Below are 21590 nucleotides of genomic sequence, written 5' to 3' on the forward strand. Positions count from 1 at the left end.
TTGCGGAATTTCATTTCATGAAAAGATCAAAATCCTTAAAACTTGCCCTGATGGGAGCAAGCGTTCTGGCCCTAAGTGCCTGTGAAGAACCCCAGGATGTCGCTATCTTTGAGAACGTCGACCAATGTACTCAGCAAGATGGTTTTGATCGCTCTGCTTGCGAAGAAAACATGAAATTGGCCCAAGACGAACACCTGAGAGTTTCGCCTAAATATACATCCGTAGAAGATTGCGAAGCTGATTTTGGCTCAACACAGTGTGAAATTGCACCCGTACAGACATCAAGCGGCGGCTCAGTATTCATGCCGTTAATGATGGGCTATATGATGGGCAACATGCTCAGCGGCGGGTCCCGTGTTGCAACACAACCCCTTTATAGATCTGCGGATGATCCGAAAAGCTTCAGAACAGGGGATAACCAAAAAGTTGCTGGGAAAACAGGCATTTCAAAAGTTCCTGCCAATGTTGCAAAAGCCCCCACAACGAAAACCAGTACAGTCAGACGTGGCGGATTTGGTGCCAGTGCCCCCAAGATGTCATCCCCTCGCCGCAGCTTTGGTGGCTAAGGCTTTTCGTGCCCCAGTACCCTCGGCTCAAATATTCTCAGGCATTAGTATTTTTAGGCATTAGTATTTTTAGGCTTTAATATTTTCGGATCTTAAAATTCTTAGGCCCGACTATTCTCGCCTTGCACAAAACGCCCAATAATAAGCACACCCGATACTAGGCACATCACTAGGCACACCCAATTTTAGGCCCCCAAATTTTAGGGATAGAATAAATGCAACGCATTTCGCTGGAACAGCGCGAAGACTGGAAAACACAAGCGGAAAGTCTTGGTTTTAACTTCCACACAATTGACGATGCACCCTATTGGGATGAAAGCGCCTGCTATCGCTTTAGTCTAGAACAAATAGAAAACGACATCGAAGATCCAAGTGAAGAGATTGAAAACCTCTGCTTCGAAGTTGTTCAAAGAGCCATAGATTCCGAAGAAATACTGACCAAGCTGGCCATTCCTGAAAGCTTTTGGGATTACATACGCGCAAGCTGGTTTAATCAGGAAAAGAACCTCTATGGTCGTCTAGATTTTTCCTATGATGGGCAAAGCCCCGCCAAGCTTTTGGAATATAACGCCGATACGCCAACATCACTTTATGAAAGCTCTGCCTTTCAATGGCTTTGGCTTGAACAGGCAATGGAACTTGACCTGATCCCCAAGGGCTGTGATCAGTACAATTCCATTCATGAACAACTTGTCGAAGCTTTCCAAAACCTGCACCGCAATAAAGACATTGATGGAAAGTTACATCTGGCATCATGTCAGAACGCCCCCGAAGACGAGGGTACAGTGCGTTATCTCGAAGAATGCGCCGTCCAGGCCGGGTTGGAAACCAGCTTCCTTCATATGGAAGAAATCGGCATAGATAAAAACGGTCACTTCACTGACCTTGACGATATGGGCATCCGAACCCTGTTCAAGCTGTATCCATGGGAATGGATTATGACTGATGACTTCGGCAAGGCTGTTCCCAAAAGCGGTGTGACCTTTATCGAACCAGCATGGAAATCAATTCTATCGAACAAAGGACTGCTTCCGCTGTTATGGGAAATGTTCGAAGGTCACCCTAACCTTTTGCCAGCCTTTTTCGCCAACGACCCCCGCGCTGCCGATATTAAAGGTGGCTACGTCAAAAAACCACTATTTTCCCGCGAAGGCAGCAATATAGAAATGGTGCGCGAGGGTGAACAGTCTCTAAAAATAGAAGGCCCATATGGGGAAGAAGGCCATATTATCCAAGCCTTACACCCCCTGCCAGTCTTTGATGGCAATCACACTGTTATCGGGTCCTGGCTTGTCGCGAGTAAACCTTGCGGCATGGGCATACGTGAAGACAATTCCCCCATTACCAAAGATAGCTCCCGCTTTCTCCCCCACGTGATCTACTGATTTTAGCTTAACCCCAAAATCTAATGAACTTGTGGCCTTTTGAATTTGGCAATTTAACTAATCGACTGGGTCGTTTCTCACCCAAGGCGGCCATAAAAGGTTAATCGCGCGGGCTCTGAAAGTGCTATTCCCGGCTCAGAATTATAGGCCAATACCACTAACATACGGGTACGACTACCTTCGACCGGGGCAACCCGATGAATAGCATTTCGACCACGAAACAGAACAAGTGCACCGGCCCCCATCGAAAGCCGGCTAACGGGCGTTTCTCCATCAAGAACGTTCCCAACACCATCAAAATTCATTTCCCCACGATCGGCATCGCGTAAATTCTCTACATACTCAAAAGCACCACCGGCTTCGGGTTCTTGTATCATAAGGGTTGTCGCAAAAGACGAATTGTCGAAATGCCACCCCAACTCCTGACCTTTCCGGGCATAGTGCAGATTAATCGACGACAGAGGATCAGCGTATTCATACAACGCCTTTTCTTTTAATACAGTACACAGAAACTTTTGAAATTCCCTATCATGGTAAAGCGTCTGCAAAGGCGAGTTTGCGGGGATTTGATCATCCGTAATACATCCCTTAGAGGAAGTAACCAGACGATTTCGAGGGTGATCATTCGCAAAACTCGGGTCTTGAGGGCTTAGATATACAGTATGTTTTTGCTCGCAAAAATAAGCTTGCCCTTCGTTTCGCTCGCCCTCTGATTTTATCTGAGTAACAGCATCAGGTAACAGAAAACCTTCCAGAACCAAGGCTCCATTCTGATCAAGCGTTTCCCTGCAGGACTTTACAAAAGCCTGATCCGAAATTGGGTGTTTTTGTAAGTCGATTATATTTGCCACACTCATCCTGCGCTCCTTTATTTCGTGTTATTGCATTACCCTATTGCATTTTATAAAAAAGAAAAACATTGTATAATCTTGACATAAAGAAAGAAAAATATGGTTAGGTATACAATCAAACAATGTCATTATTTTGCGATCGTCGCAGAACAAGGTGGTATTGCCCAAGCTTCTCGTGTCCTAAATATCTCGCAACCGGCAATAGCCCAGGCAATTGACAAATTAGAAGAAATTACCGGACTTCAATTGTTTGACAGACAACATGCAAAGGGCATGTCACTAACCATCGCCGGGCGGAGTTTCCTTAAAGAAATTCACGGATTCCTCAAACATGCCGAAGCTCTTAGTCGAAGTACTGAAAACATTGCCTCTAATTTACAAGGCACGATTAGGTTAGGTTGCTTTCAATCAATTGCCCCATTCCATATCGCCCGACTGGTCAGTCGCTATAGCAAACATATGCCCCAGATAAGGATTGATGCCCAAGAGCATTTACAAGAAGAACTTATTTCTGGAATATTGGCAGAAAAAATAGATTTGGCTATTCTCTATAATCTAGATCTAGACCCTTCTGAACTGTCTTGGCACGTTCTTACCAGACCACAACCTTATATTCTATTACCAGAAGATCATCCACTGGCCAGCCAATCATCGTTAAGCTTACAAAATTTAGCAGATGAACCCTACGTACTATTCGACGCTCCTGGTAGTCGCGAATATTTCTTTGCTATTTTTTCAGCACATAAAATCACCCCAAAAGTTGCTTTTAAATCAACGTCACTGGAATCTGTCCGCAGTGCTGTCGGACATGGCTTGGGATTTTCCCTTCTTACGATGCGTCCACAAACAAAACAAACCTATGACGGTCACTTTGTCGTTCCGATTAAAATTAAAGAAAGCATCAATCCAACCGAGATTGTAATTGCCCACAAACAAAATATATTACAGCCTGAAATCCTAACCTCTTTCATTAAATACTGCCGTAACGACTTCAAAGAAAAAGAGTAATTCTCAAAACGAATACCATAGTATTCACACAACAAAACAAGTGAATAAACAATACTATTGATTGATTTTATTACATAAAGTATGACCAAGACAGTGAAAGTACTCGCAACATTGAAGTTGAACTTATTTACGGAAAATCATGATAAAAATTCAAAACCATATTCCAGTTCTTGCACTCATCTTTTTTAGCATCGCAACTATTGGCAATGCCGCGACATCAAGTGCGAATGAGATTTCGCCGGCTGATTGCCCGGTTCAGTTAGACAGCAAATTTGTAGAAAAAAAATCACGTCAATCCTGCGTAAAACATACGGCGAGTGATAATAAAAGCCACTATTACCTCAGTTCATGGGTATCCAAAGAAGAGTCTCTTTTTAGCAGTATTTATTATCAGCCTATAGGCGGCTATCAATACTGGAAAAAAAGGCCAAAAATTGAAAAAAAACATGTAAAGAACTGGACAATTTTTGAGAAGGTTGAATTGAGCGATATTACGGAAATATCTTGTAAAGACCACACTTGCTTCTCTTTTAAAATGCCCGATGATTTTGCAGAATGTTTATGGTTTGACCGAAACCTAAACAAAACTGGCCGTCTATCCGGTCATGGAAATAAAAACGGTGTTCTACGAGGTTTTCTCTGTCGTTCAAAAACAGGCGACCTTTATACGTCAGATGAAGCAATGAAATTTTTGACCTCAATTTCGGCAAAATAGAAATTGCAAAGAGAGAAGATATCGACACCTTATTTTGCCGGGATCTTCTCTCTCTTTTTACCGGATTAGCTTCGCAGAGAAACAACAAAACATCTTCAAGTATTTGGTTTAGGAACAATTCTTTCCGCCGGGAAAGTTACTGTGACAACTGTTCCCTTATCCGGTTTACTTTCCAGTTTGAATTGCCCGTCGTGGTTGGCAATCAAAGCCTTGACAATTGATAGCCCCAAACCTGTACCATCATGATTGCGTGTCATACTCCCCGCAACCTGCCCAAAAGCTTCTTGAACACGTTCAATATATTCGGGTGAAATACCAATCCCCGTGTCTTCTACTTGTACAAGAAAGCCCTGTGGATCGCATTCCAAGCGCACAAATATCATTCCACCGGGGTCCGTAAATTTGATGGCATTGGTCAACAGGTTAAGCAGAATTTGTTTGAATTGTCGCCGATCCAACAAAGCATAAAGATCAGTTGTTTTATTCTCTGTAACAATCTTTATTCTGCCAGATTCCGCCCGATCTTTGACGAGGAAAAGAACCTTTTCGATGGTTTTCTCTACGGGAATGATCTCTTCATCCAATTCCAGCTCACCAGCTTCGATACGAGAAATATCAAGGATATCATTAATCAGTTCTAATAAAAACTTACCCGATTTCTGGATATCATTCACGTATTCTATATTTTTGTTGCTACCCAACGGACCAAAAATTTCATGGCTCAGGGTTTCTGAAAAGCCGATGATTGAATTAAGGGGCGTTCGCAATTCATGGCTCATGTTCGCCAAAAATTCAGATTTGGCACGACTGGCCATTTCCGCACGATCCTTTTCAAGCATGAGCTCTTCAGTGCGCTCTGCAACACGAGCTTCCAGAGTTTTATTGATATCTCGCAAGGCTTGCGAAGAAACGTCCCGCTGAATACTGACGGTAACCGCGGATCGAAGTGTTAGGAAAACAATAAACAACAATCCAAGGGCGACGCTGCCTAAAACGAGTGTCGACAACAGAATAAGACGATCAATTTCTGCCATGCGATCTGTAACATCATAATATATTTCAAAAGCACCCCGAAAATGCTTTTGATCACTATCCCGCATTAGCGGAACGTAGGTTTCCACGACATCCTGAGTAACAGTTTCATTTTCCAGACTAAGCTTGTCCTTGCGGATGAGCCTTGTATAAATACCTCCCTTGGCCACAATATTATGAAAGTAATCATTTTTGTTAATTTTTCCAATGTCTTCTGCATCCGTTGAATAAACTATCGTCCCATCCGGGGCAAACAACTTGAACTTGATAAGCCCCATCCCATGCGCAAAAAGTAAAGCATTCCTATGCATCTCTTTTGATAACGAGACAGCCGAAATATCTTTATTATTCGGTATGATAAGATCATCCGCCAGATGATTGGCCGCGCGTATAGCCTCTTCTTCCGTATGCTGTGTAACAAACCCGGAAAACATTGGCAGGACAATAAAATAATCCGCCAGAGGAAAGGTGACCGCGATTAAAAGGGAGACGATAAATATTCCGCGTAAATATCCCGTCCTGAAAACGGTTTGTATCTGCGTTTTCAGGGAATCATATCTTGTTTTATATCCGACCTTATCTTGTTCAGCCGCATTACTTTTTTTTGCCAAAAAGCTGTTCTCCGATATTTACTCTTGCCCCCTCGAGAAAACACAAAACACACTTTGGAAATTTTATGACTTAGGACTTTAAAAAGAATGAAGAAGCACACAACATTTTCATCTAATAGAAAAAATCACCCTAATTCCTTGCCTAATTCCTTGTATGTTAGCAGTGCTTTTTCCCTTGATGACTTAAGATTAGTAATGACGTTTGGGTAATCCCGACCCAGCTTAACCCCCACAGTATCAAGGGCTTCTTCGGGGGCTTCCCAAGGGGCGAAAATATACCGTGGCGGCAGCTTCGCAAGCTCGGGAACATACGTACATATATAATCCGCATCCCCGTCAAATCGCTTGCTTTGTGTGACCGGATTAAAAATTCGAAAATAAGGGGCAGCATCAGCACCGGACCCAGCCACCCATTGCCAACTAGCACTATTGCTGGCCAGATCAGCATCAACCAAGGTATTCCAAAACCACCTTGCCCCTTCGCGCCAATGAACCCCTAAGTTCTTGGTCAAAAAGGATGCAACAATCATTCTTACACGATTGTGCATATACCCGGTTTGCCATAACTCACGCATGCCAGCATCTACGATAGGAACTCCTGTCATGCCCCGTTGCCAGGCCTTCAGATCAGTATCAGAGCCAAACCATTCAAAGCCATCAAACTTAGGCTGAAAATTCTGATCCGGAAGCTTTGGAAAATGATACAGCAAGTAGTAAGAGAACTCACGCCAGGCGAGCTCGGAATAAAAATGATCCCTGTTTTCCCCAGCACTTTGTTCCAATATCAAATTCAACACATAATTCGGAGAAACTTCCCCAAAATGCAGATGGGGCGACAATCTGGAAACACTTCTTTCTGATGGAAAGTCACGCCCCTTTTTATATCTGCTCAAGCCGTTCGAAATAAATTCATCCAGCACAAAGTGTGCAGCCTTTTCGCCCATCGTCCAATAAGAACACATCTGTTTTACCCAATTTTTCTGTTTGGGTAGCAAAGGCAACTCTGCCAAATTTAACGATCCATCATCCTTTATGGCGTCTATTCCTTCGGGAACAGGAACAGGTTTAGCGGGCAATGTTCCCGCACGACAGGCTCGAAAATAGGGCGTAAAAACTTTATAGGGCGACCCGTCTTTCTTTAAGACTTCCCACGGCTCCCACAAAAGAGACCCATTAAAGCTTTTAACCTCGACACTAATATCCGCTAGAGTTTCTTTAATGCTCATATCGCGCTTTATGCGCCAGGGTTCATAACACCTGTTCCAATAAACACTTTTTGCTCCCAGCCGCTTCACCAGTTCCGGCAGCACCTCTTCTGCTTTCCCATGGTAAAGAGAGAGCTTGCCATCGAGCGACTGGTCCAGTTTTTGTAATGAGCTATTCAACCAGACACGACTGGCAGCCCCGATTGCCCAGCCCCCGGCACTGTCATCGTCTAAAATATAAACGGGATAAAATCGCCCTGATTTGACCGCGGCACACAAAGCAGGATTATCTTCAAGTCTAAGGTCCTGGCGAAACCACAAAATAGAGATATTTTCAGACGACATTATTTAAAACCTGAACATCCATTATAAATTAAACTCGACTATACCCGAAACAATCCCTCATATGGGGATCAGACACCTTATATAAGCACTGCATGATATCCACCACAACATTGTAAGCATTACCGCGCGTCATTTGAGGCGTATTAATTATAGTTACAGCCAAATACTTACATTTAAGTTGCTAAATTCCCCCAATATGTTCACTATATGTTCCATTCGATTCAAAGCAAGCTCGTTTTTGGGATATGATATGGCTAAAATGCACACCCTTTCAAAAAAGCATAAAGAGTTCATCCTACAACAACCTCTTTTCTTTGTCGCCACAGCAGGTAAAGACAGTCGTGTTAATGTCTCGCCCAAAGGTCTGGATAGTCTGCGTATTATAAATTCAAATCGTATTATCTGGCTTAATGTCAGCGGCAGCGGCAACGAAACAGCGGCGCATCTGCGTGATATCAATCGCATGACCCTGATGTTTTGTGCCTTCGAAGGCGATGCATTGATTTTACGCGTTTATGGTCAGGCCAAGATAATTCACCCCCGCGACGACCAATGGGCCGAAGTACTTGCTCTCTTCCCCAAGGTTGCCGGCAGTCGCCAGATTTTCGACATGACCATTGATCTTGTTCAGACATCATGTGGAACAGGTGTCCCGGAAATGTCTTTTGTCAAAAGCCGGGCCGAAGAAGAACTTCTTCCCTTTTTCGAAGAAATGGGACCAGAGGGAGTGGAAAAGTACTGGGGTCGCAAAAATGTCAAAAGTATTGACGGTCATCCCACCGGCATCTTTAAAAACGATTAAAGGGGCTTATAAACTCAATAGGGAATAACCTGCCCATCCCACGCAATGATCTGGCCACTATCTGACGATGTTACGCCTTTAATAACCGACAATAGTTTTCCTGCGGAATAGTCTGGCGTAAATAATTTTTCCTTTGGGACATTTGATTGAAAGGGCTTTGAAAGCTCGCTATCAACCGTTCCCGGATGCAAACCAATAACCATCGCATTTTTGTGTGTTCGCTTCAGCTCAATACTCGCAGTTTTAAGAAACATATTCAATGCGGATTTTGACATTCGATAGGCATACCAGCCGCCTAAACGATTATCTTCGATGGACCCAACACGTGCAGATATCGCAGCAAAAATTGACCGTGATTTTCGATTTAACTTTGGCAAAAAATGTTTGGCAATCATCGCAGGCCCTATCGTATTCACCGTATAAAGTTCCATCAGTTTTTCAGAAGTCAACTCACGTAAGGACTTTTCCGGTTTACGATCCTTGTCATGAAGTGTGCCCGTCGCAACAATAAGAAGATCAATCGACTGTTTAATCATGCGAGCGTGCTCTTCAAGTTGCTCTTCGTTTAAAAAATCCAATGTATAGTAAGTCATTTGCGATAATGAATAATCAGGCACACGCCGAGAAAACACATGTAGCTGTGCTGATGGATTTTCTTTTGAAAGTTGCTGGACCAAAGCTGCGCCAATAGCCCCTGAGCCACCAAAAACAACAATGTTATCCATATTAATGATTCTTTCTTTTCCCTTACCTTAAAGCAAATCAAGGCCACTTGATCTTGTTACGCAATAGCCCCACCCCTTCGATTTCGACAGAGATTTCATCACCAGAAACAACGGCAGATGTTCTTCCCGGCGTGCCCATAAAAATCATATCACCGGGCTTAAGCGTAAAATAATGGCTTAGATAGCTTACGACTTTTGCGGGTTTGTGGATCATATTTTCTGTCTTTTCCTGTTGAACGATTTTACCGTTTAATCTGGTCGTCAGCAAAAGATTGTTCCAATCAAGCCCCGTAACAAGAACAGGGCCTACCGGACCAAACCCGTCACTTGCCTTTGATCGCATCCACTGCAGGTCACGACCTTGCCACGATCTTTCGGTCAGATCATTTCCAGCAGTAATCCCAAATATATACTCGCCGGCTTTTCCTTCTGAAATATTTTTAGCTTCTTTACCGATAACGACAACCAGCTCCCCTTCGAAATGAACATTCGTGGCATCATCAGGCACAAACACGTTCTGATCATGACCGATAAGAGAAGATGGCAATTTCAAAAACAACGGTGGCGGCGCATCAGCAGAAGAAGACATATGGCTGGCAAAATTCATACCCACAGCAAAAACCTTTTCAGGTTCTGACGGCGGCAATAGCAAAACATCTTTTAAGGCCACCGTATCATTCGACAGTTCAGACAAAGGAAAGAGCCCTTTCTCTAACCGTGTGATCACCTGTCCAGTTAGCACTCCGTAGTGTGCCTGCCCTTGAAATTCGTACCTCACATAACGTTCTATCGAGCCATCGCCACTTTGGGCTATACGACTACTCAACATTAGGCAGAGACTTACACAGACAAATATCGCTGTTAATCGCATTGCGTTTTCACTCATCAAGTTGAAAGAAAATCGTCGTTTTCCTAACAATACTCCTCTTGTTGCGACCTGCAGAAAGCTTATTTCACAATGATGTTAACTTTCTCATCAATTACCATAAGTTCTTTATTAATCACTGACTTAAAATCAACCTATCTAATTTTCCAAAATATTTTCCCAAATATTTTAAGGTCATAGTTGAATAATGGGATTTACTTTTCTGTTATTCTAGCTGTAATATCCCCGCCACAAAATAAGAAACCAGAAAACAACTGCGAAACATAACGCAGCTAAAAGATCGTTTTCAAAGGTACATAACAAAAGCACCATCGAAAATAGTTACTGACAAGCTCTTGAAATCACAACGATTCCTAGGGCTATCTGTTTATATACACTTTTTAGTCACCCAGATCAGATCAACCCGGGGGATAGGTTATCGTGAGCCCTGATAGCAGCAGCCAACAAACGGCTTTAAATACCGAAGCCATTGAAGAGGAATCACATCAAACAATTTTTCAAGCCCCCTTATATTCGGGGAATAAACGCCCTCGGATAAGCCTTATTGCTTCGGCTGCAACGACCTGCTCTATTATCCTTTGTTACGGCATCTTGATGCTTATTAACCTGTTGGGAAAAATGGGTTTTGAAATCACTGTGAACGAAACCCTCTGGGCTGGTGCCATTACCTTTGCCTCCCTTTTTGCTATTATTGGTTTACTGGTTAACCTTTATCGCCACAAACACCTTCAGCCAGTAATAATTGGTGGCCTTGGGTGCGGCCTAATAAATTACGTCATGCATGTTGATTACAGCTTGATCCCAGAACTTCTAGGTTTTGTCTGCCTCTGTCTGGCAGCTGTTCTGGATTGGCGCGCTTTAAAAAAATAATTGCTCCGACTTAGCCCCCCAAATAGATGATAGTCTGTTACCCTATACCGACACCTATCAAACTGCCTGAATTAAACTGCCGAATTTAACTATGACTAAAAAAGTGACGAAAGAGACACCTTCTGTGTCCAAACCACATCAGAACGTAATGATGTCCAGACGACAGGATGATGATCCCGCTTATAATGATGCTTGTCGCTTTATCATTAAACTGGGCACCGCTGTCCATAGTTACGGGCCTTCTGCGGCGCGTCTTGAAGCTTACCTCAACGGCGTTACAGAAACTTTGGGGTATCAGGGTGTTTTTCGTTCCACCCCGTCAGAAATAACCTTTGCCTTTTCCAAGCCCGATCAACTTTGGCAACGCACACATATCGCTCCTGTACCAGTGGGTGGATATAATATGGCCAAACTCGCCTATGTGGGCGATCTGGTCGAAAAATTGGTATCGGGTGAATACAATCTTTCAGAAGCTTATGACAGGTTGGACGAAATCGAAAATATGTCCAACCCTTGGGGTGTTACGACCTATGCCCTAAGCTTTGTTCTCGTCGGGTTTGGCTTTGCCGGACTTGTTCAGGGTAATTTATGGGATGTTGCTATATCCGGCCTTCTCAGTTTGGCCGTTTATATTATTGTCGTGATCGCCGATAAAACCGGGGGACGTTTTGCCGACGCCTTACCTTTTGTTTCCGCCTACTTCGCCGGGGTTAGTGCCGCCGCCATCAAGCTATTTTTACCCGAACTCAACCACACAGTCGTCACCCTTTCCGCGATCGTTATTCTTATTCCTGGCTTTATGGTCTCGGCCGGTATCATAGAAATTGTCGAAAACCATGTCGTCGCAGGGTCCGCGCGTTTGATGGGGGGATTGGTTTACCTAATCAAACAGTTCACGGGGGCATGGCTTGGCATTGCGACAATTGGGTTGCTCTGGTCCTCTGAAAATGGGGCCAGCGGCTCTTACAATTTTGGCAACGAGATCTGGCTTTATATTGCCATGCTTTTTCTAGGCCTGTGTTTTGCTTATCAAACGCTGCTGAGGGATTTTATCTGGGTTGTGATCAGCTGCGCCCTATCCTTTGGTGCCGTAAACCTAAGCAGCACTTTGTTATCCGCAAACCTAGGCACTCTTTTCGGGGCCTTAGCCGCAGGTCTCTTTGCTAATCTTTGGGCCAGAACAACTGGACGGCCAACGTCCATTGTTCTTATCCCCTCGATTACTGTTCTCGTCAGTGGGTCTATCGGCTTTCGCGGATTGGTCGTTGTCGCTGCTGGACAAACAGATCAAGGCATAGACCAATTTATACAAATGTTCGTTGTCGCTTTGGCAATTGCGGCGGGGCTTTTGGTCGCCAATACGATCTTGCGTCCCAAAGTAACGCTATAGTCCCAAAACGAAACACCAATTTTGTGTTACACACTAAAAAAGGGTGCCTAATCAGCACCCTTTCGTATTCATCAATCGACAAGATTTCAAATTGCTAGATTTGGTATAATCTGTTTTTTACGGGATACAACCCCCGGCAAGACAACACTATCGCCGGAAACCTTTACCCCAAAAGATTTTTCCGCAACCTGTTTCACCAGATCATTCGCGATCAACAAAGTCGCTTCTTCTTTAAGAATATTCACGACAAAAAGAAGAACCTGATCAATTTGATCTTCGGTGGCAACCGCCCCCATAGAAGACATAAGACTGTCTTTACGGGCAAAAATCGTTTCAGGGCTCGTGGTTTCCAACACAGAAACGCGGAATTTTGTATCGCCAATTTCATACTTTTTACTATCAAGGCGAAGTAGTTCAGCATCTGAAAAGTGCGAAACATCCGACTTTGCGGCGAACATTTCCCCGGCATAGGTCGGAATATCCAAACCGAGATCACACGCAAGGTCAGTCGCAAGCTTCCGATCCACATCTGTGGTTGTCGGGCTTCTGAATTCCAATGTATCAGACAGAATACATGACAGCATCAACCCCTTAATACCCTCTGGCGCTTTTGCAATACCTTCGCCCATCATACCGATCATAATCGTTGCGGTAGATGCCAAGGGTTTAATGGTAATATTGATCGGCTGTCTTGTTTTAATGCCGCCAACCAACAGGTGATGATCAATAATTTCAATAATATTGGCATCATTGACATTGGCCGGGAGTTCAGCCGGGTTATTGGTATCGACGATAATCACGTCCTGACCTGCATCCAGATCACCCAATAGAGCCGGCACATCAAAGCCCCAGCGCTTAACAACGAACTGTGCCTCTGTATTCGGCGTTTCCAGAACAAAGGCTTCTGCCGCCTGCCCCTTGATTTCTTTAAGATACCAAGCCCAGATCAGGGCCGAGCATGTCGCATCTGTGTCAGGTGCCAAATGGCCAAAGATTTTGATCATGTTCAAACAGTCATCATTTTATTAGTAAAAAATCGGATTCACCTGCTGTTATAATAAAGCACAAAGCTTCTGTCACGACCCTTTCAAGCCTGTGACAAAAGGGGCGAGACCAACAAAAGGAAGAATAGACAAAATGCCGTAGACGCGATCTAAAAAAAACAGCGGATCAAAGACACCGATCCGACATGTAAAATACTGATATAGCTTATTAATACTAAAGTATATGATCAGATCAGGACGTAAGTAAGTTAAAAACTCGCTTTTAAAAACTAACTCGGATCATCATTTTTCAAACGATAAAAGCCATACTCAGAAAGAATTTCATCGTATCGGCCACTTTCTTTCAGGATCTCAATCCCCCGATCAAAAGCCAGCGTCAATTTATGTTCTCGAAAAACAGCATATTTATGCCCCGGTAAAAACACCTGATGAATGGCAATCAGTTGTGATGTATCAAGCCCCTCGCGAAAGCGGGCATTTTTAACAAACCATGCCAGAATGTTCTTGTCACCGATGACCAAATCAACGTCCCCGGCATATAGTCGGGTGATCTGTTCACGCTGTTTGGCAACTTCCTGATAGAAATCAAACGTCGGGATCAGCCGCTCGAACTCTTTTCCCAAAACCCTTGTCGCAGTTTGAAAAGCAACAACACGCATGCCTTTCATATCGGCGATGCGATTTATCGCGAGATCATTGTCCGCAAGTGATATTGCTACGTTTTGATAGGTGATATAGGTTTCAGAATAAAAACCGTCCAATTCTTCCTGCGAAGAAACGGTTATGGCCCCGTCAGTCACCCCGTCTAGAAATTCAGCATTTCGGCGCTTGTTCGATACATAGAACGGAATAATCTTGTATCCCTCCAAGGCCATGGCTTCTCGAACAATATCTAGCTCAGCCCCGCGGTTTTCGCTTATAATAACATAGGGTGGAACAGAAAAACCCACACTAATATGAACAACCTTGTCACCATTTGAAGGTACTACGTCTTGGGCCATAATTGATGAGGGAGAAATCGTTATAAGGTAAAGGGGAATACACAAACATAGGAATAGTTTCAGATACTTTTTTTCTGATAATCTTGATGGTGTCTTTTGTAACAAGCGACAAATTCGGCGCATCTATAACCATCCTCACTCTTTGAAATAAAATCCCTATTATTCAAAACACGAGCACCAACACAACAGTTGTATTATACCAGAAATCTTCGTCTATGGAGAGAAAATATTTCAAACGATCTCATACAAGAAATCGTTGAGCTAGCGGATACCCCAGCTAGAAGTAAAACTTATACCCCATTTTTTCTACCCATAGTCCAGAATGTCACCGGGCTTACAGTCGAGAACCTCACAGATTTTTTGCAAGGTATTAAACCGTATCCCTTTGACTTTCCCAGACTTTAAAAGAGAAAGATTTTGTACTGTGATGCCAATGGCAGCGGCCAGTTCATTTGACCGCATTTTTCGTCTCGCCAGCATCACATCCAAGTTCACAATTATTTCTTTTTGAATTTCTATTTGCGAGCCATCCGTACTTTTGTGTTCATTATCCATCTTCTTACACAATCTTTTCATATTCTTCGGCAATTTTGCCCGCCCGGATCATGACAGATGCCATAAGGGACAAAAGAACACCAACCAACAACAGAACAAAAGCGATTGGGGCCGTCGCAGCATCCAGATCCAATGTAATCATCCGCTGCCCCACGGGATTATTGTAAGTTAACGCAATGCTCATCAACGCCTGAACCACGGGGATAAGAAGGGTAAAGACCACCAGTGACAATCCAAACCGCCTAAGCGATTGGCTGAAAGAAGGTAGATGCCATTCCCCCTTGTTAATTTGTTTAAAGATCCGCGCCACGGCCAACAAACCCACAGCTAATATCCCCAGGTGAATTGTTGAAATAAGGCCGCCGAACAACCGATTGCTGATGGCAACATTGAATTCAGTCTCGACCATGCCCGAATAAGCACGCGCAGGAAACTCGACAAGGTCCGGGCTCATCCACAACGCGATATTTATTGCTAGAAATAGTATCGCCAGCACGCGGGACAAAGGTGCTAATAACTTTGTTAAAAATATCATCATAATTACATTCCATATTCATCTAACATGAAAATTAATTATCGTTTAACATTAATTATGTCAAACAAAACATGTATCGATTCGTTTTACACCATACCGTTTTCGTGAAATTTTTACCTTGCATAACAACAATATATCTCTTCTTCTCGCCCCCTTTATCTTCAAGCCACATCCAAGGAGTAGGCTCAAAGAGCATCGTGCAGCTTCTCAAGAAGGATTGGGAAAAGAGTATTTGATCTCAACCAAAGATAAAGGCAAGATCCCCTTACAAACGCCTAATCAAATTAGGAAGTCATAAAAAGAACAACTGGGAGAGCTGACTTGGGCCGCATATTTGCACGTTTTATATTATCGCTAGTGATGGTGCTAACATTGGTATTTCCTGTGTTTGCAGATAACTTGGAAGACGCAGAAACAGCGGTAAAGCAACGTGATTACAATACGGCGTTCAGCCTGTACCTCCCCCTTGCGGAAGAGGGAAACCAAGAAGCACAATACGCCTTGGGGCAGATGTATAGTAAGGGCCTGGGCACAGAACAGAATGTTAAGACGGCGGCAAGCTGGTACGAAAAGGCAGCGGATAAGGGGCACTTGCTTTCCCAAGTTCAAGTCGGACGTATCTATTTCCTGATCACCAATGAATTAGTCAAAGCGCACAAATGGTTAAATGTGATTACCTTGCGAAAAATTGAAGGCGCAAAGAAACTACAGCTCTTTGCCAAACAGATGCGAAATGACATTGCCAAAGAAATGACACCCGAAGAAATAGAACAAGCTGAAAAAGAAGCGCTGGACTGGATTGCAAATAACGAAGGTAATGCCGAAACGCAATAGCCCCTACATCTATTTAAAAGGGGCCAAAACCACCCCCAAATACTGATAAAGATTACAGACTAAATTACAGACTAAATTACTGGGTCAAATCACTGGTCAGATCACTGGCAAGCGGTTCGGGCAAACGATTTGAGAGCACAAAATAGCCCCTAAAAATCATCAAACTTAGGCTTTTGCTGGCTCTAGATAAAAAGCAGCTTTGTGCATCCGGTCGCTGTAATAGCGTGTCGGGAATTCTGCTTTCCGAAAACCCGGATCATCCTGTTCGGCCAGTTTTGACAGATCACTTCTATCACTCGCCCATGCAAAAGCATGCAGCCCCCCCACATAGGTTGGGATTGCGGCATGATAAAAACCACCAAAGCCAAACAAAGATAACATGCGATCCCGCATATGTTTTAAAATAGAAGGTTGATAAGACGGGCACCCCGCTTGGGCAACCATAACCCCGCCTTCGGCCAAGCGGTTTTTACAGCTTTGATAAAAATTATCTGTAAACAGGCTGGTTGAATTGTCATCAGGATCAGTCGAATCAATAATAATAATATCGTACTGATTTTGGCTCGATGACAGATACTTTGCGCCATCTCCGATAATTAAATTTAACCGTGAATCGTCATATGCCCCATCAAGAAGTGTTGCCAAATGATCCCGGCAAACCTTGACCAAGGCACCATCCAGTTCAACCATTGTCACCTGTTGTACTGTTTTGTGCTTTAATACTTCCCGTAAAACGGTACCGTCCCCTGCCCCAATAATCAAAACGGATTTTGGATCTGGGTGGGATAGCAACGGTACGTGGGTAATGCTCTCGCTATAGATCTCTTCATCGTGTTCCGTAATCTGAACAGCATCATCAAGTACAAGCACGCGCCCCAACAAATTATTTGCGAAAATTTCGACCTGCTGAAAGTCTGTTTTCCCTTCGAAAAGAACCTGATCCCGGCGGATAGATTGCCGAATTTCAGGGTGAATACCTTCTACGAACCAGGACATTTTCCAGAACTTTCAATAGCTTAAAACAAGTCTCTTAGTCATAGGCTCTCTATCAAAAAAAGTCCACGACATTCCCCAAATCACTCGGAGTTAATAACGGTGTTATTATTTATGACATCACATGATCCATAATTTCATGTGCAGCCTGTTGCCCTGTCAGATAGGCCCCCGGTGCCATGGTTGCCCATTTGCCGTGCAACGCTTCACCTGCAAAGAATAAACGATCAGCCACCGATTGACGCGCGTTTTCCCTAAGGTAGTTTTTACCAACATTTGAATAGGCGTATCCCCCGCGAGCAAAAGGATCAGCCAACCACTTTGTAGCATGTCCTTTGCGAACAAGCTTTTTGACATCATTCCCCAAAACAGATGCAAGTGACGACAGCGCAAAATTCTTTGCGGCCTCTTCGCCATCCACCGAGATATCCCGTGCCAACTGTCCGCCGACAAACATGGTACTCATAGCCTGCCCAAAGGGGCATAGAAGATGGCTGTGCCAACTGTCGATATCATCCATACCTTGCGGTGCTTCAATATAGGCTTCATTTGTATCCGCATCGGGTATAAGTGCTTTAAAAGCTGGATCAAACTGAAGGCTGATTTTATCCAGCAAAGCCATCGGCAGCTCATGAAATGCGGCCATTTTGTCCGCTGGTAATGACGGGAAGAATTTCAGGGTTTCATCCGCAATAATTTCGGTTGGCACCGTTACCACAACCGCACGACAGGTTATCGTGCCTTGGTTGGTTTGCACCTTGACCTTTTGCCCCTGCCAATCAACCTTTTCGACGGTCACACCCAACGTAACCGGTACGGATCCCAGAGCTTTGAAAATCCCCGCGGCAAAACCTTGCGGCGCCATCCATTCCGTTCCGGTTTCATACTGTGTTTGGTAATCAATGACAGACAAACGATCAGAATGCACACCGGCCTCAAACGGGCCTTTCCGAAGTTGCGCCAACTCATCCCATTTATTTTTAGGTGGACGCAAATCGTGAATGGATATATCGCCATGGGTAACAGCATCATACGCCCAGAGATCGTCATAAAGCGCATCCTCTGCCTTCTCAATCTCCTGAACTTCCTGTTCAGTTGCCCGGCGTGCGCCTCTGCCGCTCTCGCCTTGCCCCTGCACAAAATAAATTGGCTCCCTAGCCCCAAAGTCAAAGGTATCATATCCCGCCTGATCCCGAATAAGAGCAGACAAAGGATTTTCATCAGCAGAGTGCAACCAAGTACAGCCATGATCATAGGGAACACCAAAGGTTTCCTGTTCCGTATAAGCCCTGCCCCCGATACGATCCCGTGCTTCAAGAACAAGCACCGACACCCCGTGTTGCATCAGCGTTCTGGCGGCCGTCACCCCTGCTATTCCGGCCCCAACAATAATGACATCAGGGTTTGTCACGGTCATAGTTTCACCCCAAGCTTATGCTCAAACTGTTGACGACCTAGAGCCGTTAGCTTGATAATTCTGCGATGTTTGGCTCGCTCTATCCATTTCGACCTAAAAGCCAGTTCCGATATAGCAGCCCCCAATGCCCCCGCCACATGAGGTTTTCGCTCACTCCAATCCAGACATTGTGGCGCAAATTGGCGGCGTGTTTTCCGTAAGGCCTCTAGATCAATGCCCAGTTGATCAAAGAAGTTTTCACCCTTTTTCGTCACATCATAGTGGCGGTCATCTTCGATCAGATACCCCAGATCAACCAACGCTGTCGTTATTGAAACGCCTAATTCACCCGCTATATGGTCATAACACAGCCGTGCGCATCTGGCCTGTTTCTGTTCTACTGATACTTGCCGGATGGGTACGGGCTTATGACGAACCAGATGTATCAGCGGTTCCAACGCTTCGGCGACGTCGTCCCCAGCCAGTTTATAGTACCGATGGCGACCATGTTTTTCGCAAACCAGCAAACCGCCAGCAACAAGTTTGGCCAGATGCTCACTTGCCGTTGCAGCCGCAACACCCGCAGCCTGTGACAGCTCTGTCGCCGTCAAGGCCCGTCCATCAAAAAGCAACGCCAACATCGCCGCGCGTGCTGGCGAGCCGATCAACGCCCCGATAGAGGCCATAGAAGGTTCTGCATCCATATTTCGGTTTTATCCAAAACATATCGACAAAGCAAGTGATATGGTGTTTACATTAAACAACCATCGCGTAGAAAAGCCCCCACCTATGACAACTCAAAACACGTCAAAAGCAACGACTTCAAAACCTCGGACCATTTCCAATCAACACACCGGAAAAGCAGACAACAGCGGCGCAGTAGATCAGGAAAATACCGCTCGTATTAAAAGGGGCATTCTTCTAGTTGTTTTATCCGCTACCCTTTTCAGTTTGGCTGGTATTTTCACCAAAAGTATTCTGGCAGAAACGTGGTCTATCATCGCGTGGCGTGGTATTTTTGCAGCTCTTTTTCTCTTTCTCTGGATCGGCTATCAAAAAAGCTTTACCCGCAGCTTCCTACGAATGGGCCGAAGCGGGCTTTCGGTCGCTATAATCGGTGCCTTGGGAACAGCAGCTTTTCTATCCGCATTCAAGCTAACTTCTGTCGCCAATGTTTCCCTGATCTATGCCGCCGCACCTTTACTCGCAGCTATCATTGCGTGGATATGGCTCAGAGAAAGAATTACCAAGCCTGTTGCGTGGGGATGCTTGGGTGCTATTACCGGGGTGCTGATTGTGGTCAGCGGGTCGCTAGGACAAATAAATTTAGAAGGCGACATTCTCGCCCTTATTATGACCTGTTCACTTGCTCTGATCATGGTGATTTACCGCCGCTATCCCCATACGCCATCCGCGGGGCCGACAGCCCTGTCATCGCTATTGTTAATTCCCGTATGCTTTTATTTTGGGTCCCCCCAACAAGTTGATTTTTCAGAATTGCTTTTGCTTGCCGTTTTTGGGTTAATCTTTGCAATTGCGGCTATTTCCTTAACCGAGGGCGCCAAGCTAATTCCATCGGGTCAAGCCGCACTTGTCAGTTCACTGGAAACGCCCATTGCCCCCTTACTCGCCTGGTTGATCCTTTTTGAAACCCCAACTGTTCATGCTATGATCGGGGGCACTGTGATTATGGTCGCTGTGATTTACAGCCAACGAGCAAGTCAGCCATCCCCCTACCCTAAGAGCTAGGACATCAAATCATTCGCCACCTTGTTCGACAAGGCTCTCTCGCCATAGGTAAATGTACCCTGCTCTTTTATTTCGGTTGCGGCCTGCATAAAACCGCCCAGTGCAGCACGGGCCATTGAACCGCCCGTGGATATTCTTTTTACCCCGACATCTGCAAGTTCATCCACACTAAAGGTCGCCCCCACAAGCCCCATCACCACATTCACAGGTTTTGACACAGCTTCGCAAACAGTTTTAATCGCCTTCAAATCGGGTAATCCCGGCGCATAGAGAACATCAGCACCGGCACGTTCAAAGGCCTGTAACCGTCGGATGGTATCATCCAGATCAAGGCGTCCACGAATAAAGTTTTCACTCCGCGCGGTAAGCAAAAATGGCTGCCCTCGACAGGCTTCACTGGCCGCGTGAATACGTTCAACCGCCAGATCAAAATCATAAATCGGGTTTTCAGGATCGCCCGTGGCATCTTCGATAGAACCACCCACAAGCCCGGCCCCTATGCCGCCCTTTATCGTTTCCACACAGTTTTCCGGTGCCGCGCCAAAACCATCTTCCAGATCAGCAGACACCGGAAGATCCGTCGCAGCAACAATTTCACGACAATTCGCAAGTGTTTCTTTAAGATTAAGGGCTGCAAGGCCGTCTTTGCGGCCCGTCGCAAAAGCCACCCCCGCAGACGTTGTTGCCAAAGCTTCAAAGCCAACAGCCGATAGAATTTTTGCCGTTCCTGCATTCCAAGGGTTCGGAATAACAAAGGCCCCCGGTCTTTCATGAAGCTTTTTAAATGCCTGGTATTTTTCTTCTTGTGTTGGTGACATATCAAATCTCCCTCAGAAACATAAAATACAACAATAAATAGCACCGAACCACCTACCCTTGTCCAAAGATAATACAGGCAAGAAGTGTCAACGAAACCAGTACCGCCGCACCAGTGATCAGATAGAATTATGCTAATTTTTTTTTCGTCCTTTGTTGGCAAATAACGACTTATTATGATCGCCGTTCCCTTTTTATCATCCCACCCCATTCAAGTTTCCTGAACAAAAGGTCAAAAGAGTACACCCCCTGTCGTTCTAAAAGCTTTCAAGCACTCGCTGCTTTACTATTCCTTTAGGTTGATGTCTTAGACTCT

22 protein-coding genes are annotated in these 21590 nt (G+C 44.7%); 9 read left to right on the forward strand and 13 right to left on the reverse strand.

The genetic code is table 11. The features are described 5' to 3' along the window. The first annotated feature begins 17 nt into the window (after positions 1-17). Together ACN0W5_RS13060 and ACN0W5_RS13065 are read left to right on the forward strand one after the other, a co-directional pair. Positions 18-566, forward strand: coding sequence for a DUF1190 domain-containing protein (locus ACN0W5_RS13060; protein ID WP_417454528.1), 549 nt, complete (start codon positions 18-20; stop codon positions 564-566). A 215-nt stretch (positions 567-781) separates the two neighbouring features. Continuing rightward, positions 782-1951 (forward strand): glutathionylspermidine synthase family protein, encoded by a 1170-nt coding sequence (locus tag ACN0W5_RS13065; RefSeq protein WP_417454529.1) that lies wholly within the window; start codon positions 782-784, stop codon positions 1949-1951. Between the two features lie 77 nt (positions 1952-2028). On the opposite strand, the gene ACN0W5_RS13070 is transcribed toward ACN0W5_RS13065, so the two are convergent. Next, the gene (locus tag ACN0W5_RS13070) at positions 2029-2808 is read right to left on the reverse strand and encodes a 2OG-Fe(II) oxygenase (RefSeq protein ID WP_417454530.1); all 780 of its coding nucleotides are present in this window, start codon (positions 2806-2808) and stop codon (positions 2029-2031) included. A gap of 93 nt (positions 2809-2901) precedes the next feature. Here ACN0W5_RS13070 and ACN0W5_RS13075 point away from each other — a divergent pair, with 93 nt between their 5' ends. Together ACN0W5_RS13075 and ACN0W5_RS13080 are read left to right on the forward strand one after the other, a co-directional pair. After that, the gene (locus ACN0W5_RS13075; protein ID WP_417454531.1) at positions 2902-3810 is read left to right on the forward strand and encodes a LysR family transcriptional regulator; all 909 of its coding nucleotides are present in this window, start codon (positions 2902-2904) and stop codon (positions 3808-3810) included. Positions 3811-3949: 139 nt separating this feature from the next. Beyond that, positions 3950-4525, forward strand: coding sequence for a hypothetical protein (locus ACN0W5_RS13080; RefSeq protein ID WP_417454532.1), 576 nt, complete (start codon positions 3950-3952; stop codon positions 4523-4525). 95 nt (positions 4526-4620) lie between these two features. Here ACN0W5_RS13080 and ACN0W5_RS13085 read toward each other — a convergent pair whose 3' ends face one another. Both ACN0W5_RS13085 and ACN0W5_RS13090 read right to left on the reverse strand, forming a co-directional pair. Next, positions 4621-6168, reverse strand: a complete 1548-nt coding sequence (locus tag ACN0W5_RS13085; protein ID WP_417454533.1) for a sensor histidine kinase — start codon at positions 6166-6168, stop codon at positions 4621-4623. A gap of 125 nt (positions 6169-6293) precedes the next feature. Beyond that, positions 6294-7718 carry a cryptochrome/photolyase family protein gene (locus ACN0W5_RS13090; RefSeq protein WP_417454534.1) on the reverse strand — a complete coding sequence of 475 codons (1425 nt, stop codon included), beginning with the start codon at positions 7716-7718 and terminating at the stop codon, positions 6294-6296. 250 nt (positions 7719-7968) lie between these two features. Here ACN0W5_RS13090 and ACN0W5_RS13095 point away from each other — a divergent pair, with 250 nt between their 5' ends. Then, positions 7969-8520: a pyridoxamine 5'-phosphate oxidase family protein gene (locus ACN0W5_RS13095; RefSeq protein ID WP_417454535.1), complete on the forward strand. Its 552-nt coding sequence runs from the start codon at positions 7969-7971 to the stop codon at positions 8518-8520. Between the two features lie 14 nt (positions 8521-8534). Here the strand turns inward: ACN0W5_RS13095 and ACN0W5_RS13100 are convergent, their stop codons facing one another. Beyond that, entirely contained in the window at positions 8535-9245 is a 711-nt protein-coding gene (locus tag ACN0W5_RS13100; protein ID WP_417454536.1) for an SDR family NAD(P)-dependent oxidoreductase, read from the reverse strand. A 37-nt stretch (positions 9246-9282) separates the two neighbouring features. Continuing rightward, on the reverse strand, positions 9283-10131 hold the full coding sequence (locus ACN0W5_RS13105) for a fumarylacetoacetate hydrolase family protein (protein WP_417454537.1): 849 nt from the start codon (positions 10129-10131) through the stop codon (positions 9283-9285). A gap of 420 nt (positions 10132-10551) precedes the next feature. On the opposite strand from ACN0W5_RS13105, the gene ACN0W5_RS13110 reads away from it, so the two are divergent. Both ACN0W5_RS13110 and ACN0W5_RS13115 read left to right on the forward strand, forming a co-directional pair. Further along, a complete protein-coding gene (locus ACN0W5_RS13110) occupies positions 10552-11001 on the forward strand; it encodes a hypothetical protein (protein ID WP_417454538.1) in 450 nt (149 codons plus the stop codon). A gap of 124 nt (positions 11002-11125) precedes the next feature. Next, complete coding sequence (locus ACN0W5_RS13115; protein ID WP_417454539.1) at positions 11126-12391, forward strand: threonine/serine ThrE exporter family protein; 1266 nt, start codon at positions 11126-11128, stop codon at positions 12389-12391. Between the two features lie 86 nt (positions 12392-12477). Here the strand turns inward: ACN0W5_RS13115 and ACN0W5_RS13120 are convergent, their stop codons facing one another. From ACN0W5_RS13120 to ACN0W5_RS13135, 4 genes are all read right to left on the reverse strand, one after another. Beyond that, the gene (locus tag ACN0W5_RS13120; RefSeq protein ID WP_417454540.1) at positions 12478-13395 is read right to left on the reverse strand and encodes a manganese-dependent inorganic pyrophosphatase; all 918 of its coding nucleotides are present in this window, start codon (positions 13393-13395) and stop codon (positions 12478-12480) included. 269 nt (positions 13396-13664) lie between these two features. Further along, complete coding sequence (locus ACN0W5_RS13125; RefSeq protein WP_417454541.1) at positions 13665-14519, reverse strand: substrate-binding periplasmic protein; 855 nt, start codon at positions 14517-14519, stop codon at positions 13665-13667. A gap of 183 nt (positions 14520-14702) precedes the next feature. Then, positions 14703-14951 (reverse strand): helix-turn-helix domain-containing protein, encoded by a 249-nt coding sequence (locus ACN0W5_RS13130; protein WP_417454542.1) that lies wholly within the window; start codon positions 14949-14951, stop codon positions 14703-14705. A 4-nt stretch (positions 14952-14955) separates the two neighbouring features. Next, complete coding sequence (locus tag ACN0W5_RS13135) at positions 14956-15489, reverse strand: hypothetical protein (protein WP_417454543.1); 534 nt, start codon at positions 15487-15489, stop codon at positions 14956-14958. Positions 15490-15807: 318 nt separating this feature from the next. On the opposite strand from ACN0W5_RS13135, the gene ACN0W5_RS13140 reads away from it, so the two are divergent. Beyond that, a complete protein-coding gene (locus tag ACN0W5_RS13140) occupies positions 15808-16320 on the forward strand; it encodes a tetratricopeptide repeat protein (protein WP_417454544.1) in 513 nt (170 codons plus the stop codon). A gap of 165 nt (positions 16321-16485) precedes the next feature. Here the strand turns inward: ACN0W5_RS13140 and speE are convergent, their stop codons facing one another. The 3 genes from speE to ACN0W5_RS13155 all read right to left on the reverse strand — a co-directional run bounded on the left by speE (position 16486) and on the right by ACN0W5_RS13155 (position 19413). Further along, the gene (speE, locus tag ACN0W5_RS13145; protein WP_417454545.1) at positions 16486-17316 is read right to left on the reverse strand and encodes a polyamine aminopropyltransferase; all 831 of its coding nucleotides are present in this window, start codon (positions 17314-17316) and stop codon (positions 16486-16488) included. A gap of 109 nt (positions 17317-17425) precedes the next feature. Then, positions 17426-18730: a flavin monoamine oxidase family protein gene (locus tag ACN0W5_RS13150; RefSeq protein WP_417454546.1), complete on the reverse strand. Its 1305-nt coding sequence runs from the start codon at positions 18728-18730 to the stop codon at positions 17426-17428. Then, on the reverse strand, positions 18727-19413 hold the full coding sequence (locus tag ACN0W5_RS13155; protein WP_417454547.1) for an ArsR/SmtB family transcription factor: 687 nt from the start codon (positions 19411-19413) through the stop codon (positions 18727-18729). Before ACN0W5_RS13155 ends, ACN0W5_RS13150 begins: the two co-directional genes overlap by 4 nt. 85 nt (positions 19414-19498) lie before the next feature. Between ACN0W5_RS13155 and ACN0W5_RS13160 the strand changes: the two genes are divergently transcribed. After that, positions 19499-20458: a DMT family transporter gene (locus tag ACN0W5_RS13160; RefSeq protein WP_417454548.1), complete on the forward strand. Its 960-nt coding sequence runs from the start codon at positions 19499-19501 to the stop codon at positions 20456-20458. On the opposite strand, the gene ACN0W5_RS13165 is transcribed toward ACN0W5_RS13160, so the two are convergent. Continuing rightward, positions 20455-21276: an isocitrate lyase/PEP mutase family protein gene (locus ACN0W5_RS13165; RefSeq protein WP_417454549.1), complete on the reverse strand. Its 822-nt coding sequence runs from the start codon at positions 21274-21276 to the stop codon at positions 20455-20457. The two genes, ACN0W5_RS13160 and ACN0W5_RS13165, sit on opposite strands and share 4 nt — an antisense overlap. Positions 21277-21590 lie beyond the last annotated feature (314 nt).

The organism is Kiloniella sp., assembly GCF_048270245.1.
Classification (GTDB): Bacteria; Pseudomonadota; Alphaproteobacteria; order Kiloniellales; family Kiloniellaceae; genus Kiloniella.

Bases quoted from the DNA above. Each gene is read 5' to 3' on its own strand.
- ACN0W5_RS13160 (WP_417454548.1), top strand. From the start codon at position 19,499: ATGACAACTCAAAACACGTCAAAAGCAACGACTTCAAAACCTCGGACC.
- ACN0W5_RS13080 (WP_417454532.1), top strand. From the start codon at position 3,950: ATGATAAAAATTCAAAACCATATTCCAGTTCTTGCACTCATCTTTTTT.
- ACN0W5_RS13125 (WP_417454541.1), bottom strand. From the start codon at position 14,519: ATGCGCCGAATTTGTCGCTTGTTACAAAAGACACCATCAAGATTATCA.
- ACN0W5_RS13165 (WP_417454549.1), bottom strand. From the start codon at position 21,276: ATGTCACCAACACAAGAAGAAAAATACCAGGCATTTAAAAAGCTTCAT.
- ACN0W5_RS13150 (WP_417454546.1), bottom strand. From the start codon at position 18,730: ATGACCGTGACAAACCCTGATGTCATTATTGTTGGGGCCGGAATAGCA.
- ACN0W5_RS13135 (WP_417454543.1), bottom strand. From the start codon at position 15,489: ATGATGATATTTTTAACAAAGTTATTAGCACCTTTGTCCCGCGTGCTG.
- ACN0W5_RS13130 (WP_417454542.1), bottom strand. From the start codon at position 14,951: ATGGATAATGAACACAAAAGTACGGATGGCTCGCAAATAGAAATTCAA.
- ACN0W5_RS13090 (WP_417454534.1), bottom strand. From the start codon at position 7,718: ATGTCGTCTGAAAATATCTCTATTTTGTGGTTTCGCCAGGACCTTAGA.
- ACN0W5_RS13155 (WP_417454547.1), bottom strand. From the start codon at position 19,413: ATGGATGCAGAACCTTCTATGGCCTCTATCGGGGCGTTGATCGGCTCG.
- speE (WP_417454545.1), bottom strand. From the start codon at position 17,316: ATGTCCTGGTTCGTAGAAGGTATTCACCCTGAAATTCGGCAATCTATC.
- ACN0W5_RS13120 (WP_417454540.1), bottom strand. From the start codon at position 13,395: ATGATCAAAATCTTTGGCCATTTGGCACCTGACACAGATGCGACATGC.
- ACN0W5_RS13065 (WP_417454529.1), top strand. From the start codon at position 782: ATGCAACGCATTTCGCTGGAACAGCGCGAAGACTGGAAAACACAAGCG.
- ACN0W5_RS13060 (WP_417454528.1), top strand. From the start codon at position 18: ATGAAAAGATCAAAATCCTTAAAACTTGCCCTGATGGGAGCAAGCGTT.
- ACN0W5_RS13100 (WP_417454536.1), bottom strand. From the start codon at position 9,245: ATGGATAACATTGTTGTTTTTGGTGGCTCAGGGGCTATTGGCGCAGCT.
- ACN0W5_RS13095 (WP_417454535.1), top strand. From the start codon at position 7,969: ATGGCTAAAATGCACACCCTTTCAAAAAAGCATAAAGAGTTCATCCTA.
- ACN0W5_RS13070 (WP_417454530.1), bottom strand. From the start codon at position 2,808: ATGAGTGTGGCAAATATAATCGACTTACAAAAACACCCAATTTCGGAT.
- ACN0W5_RS13105 (WP_417454537.1), bottom strand. From the start codon at position 10,131: ATGAGTGAAAACGCAATGCGATTAACAGCGATATTTGTCTGTGTAAGT.
- ACN0W5_RS13075 (WP_417454531.1), top strand. From the start codon at position 2,902: ATGGTTAGGTATACAATCAAACAATGTCATTATTTTGCGATCGTCGCA.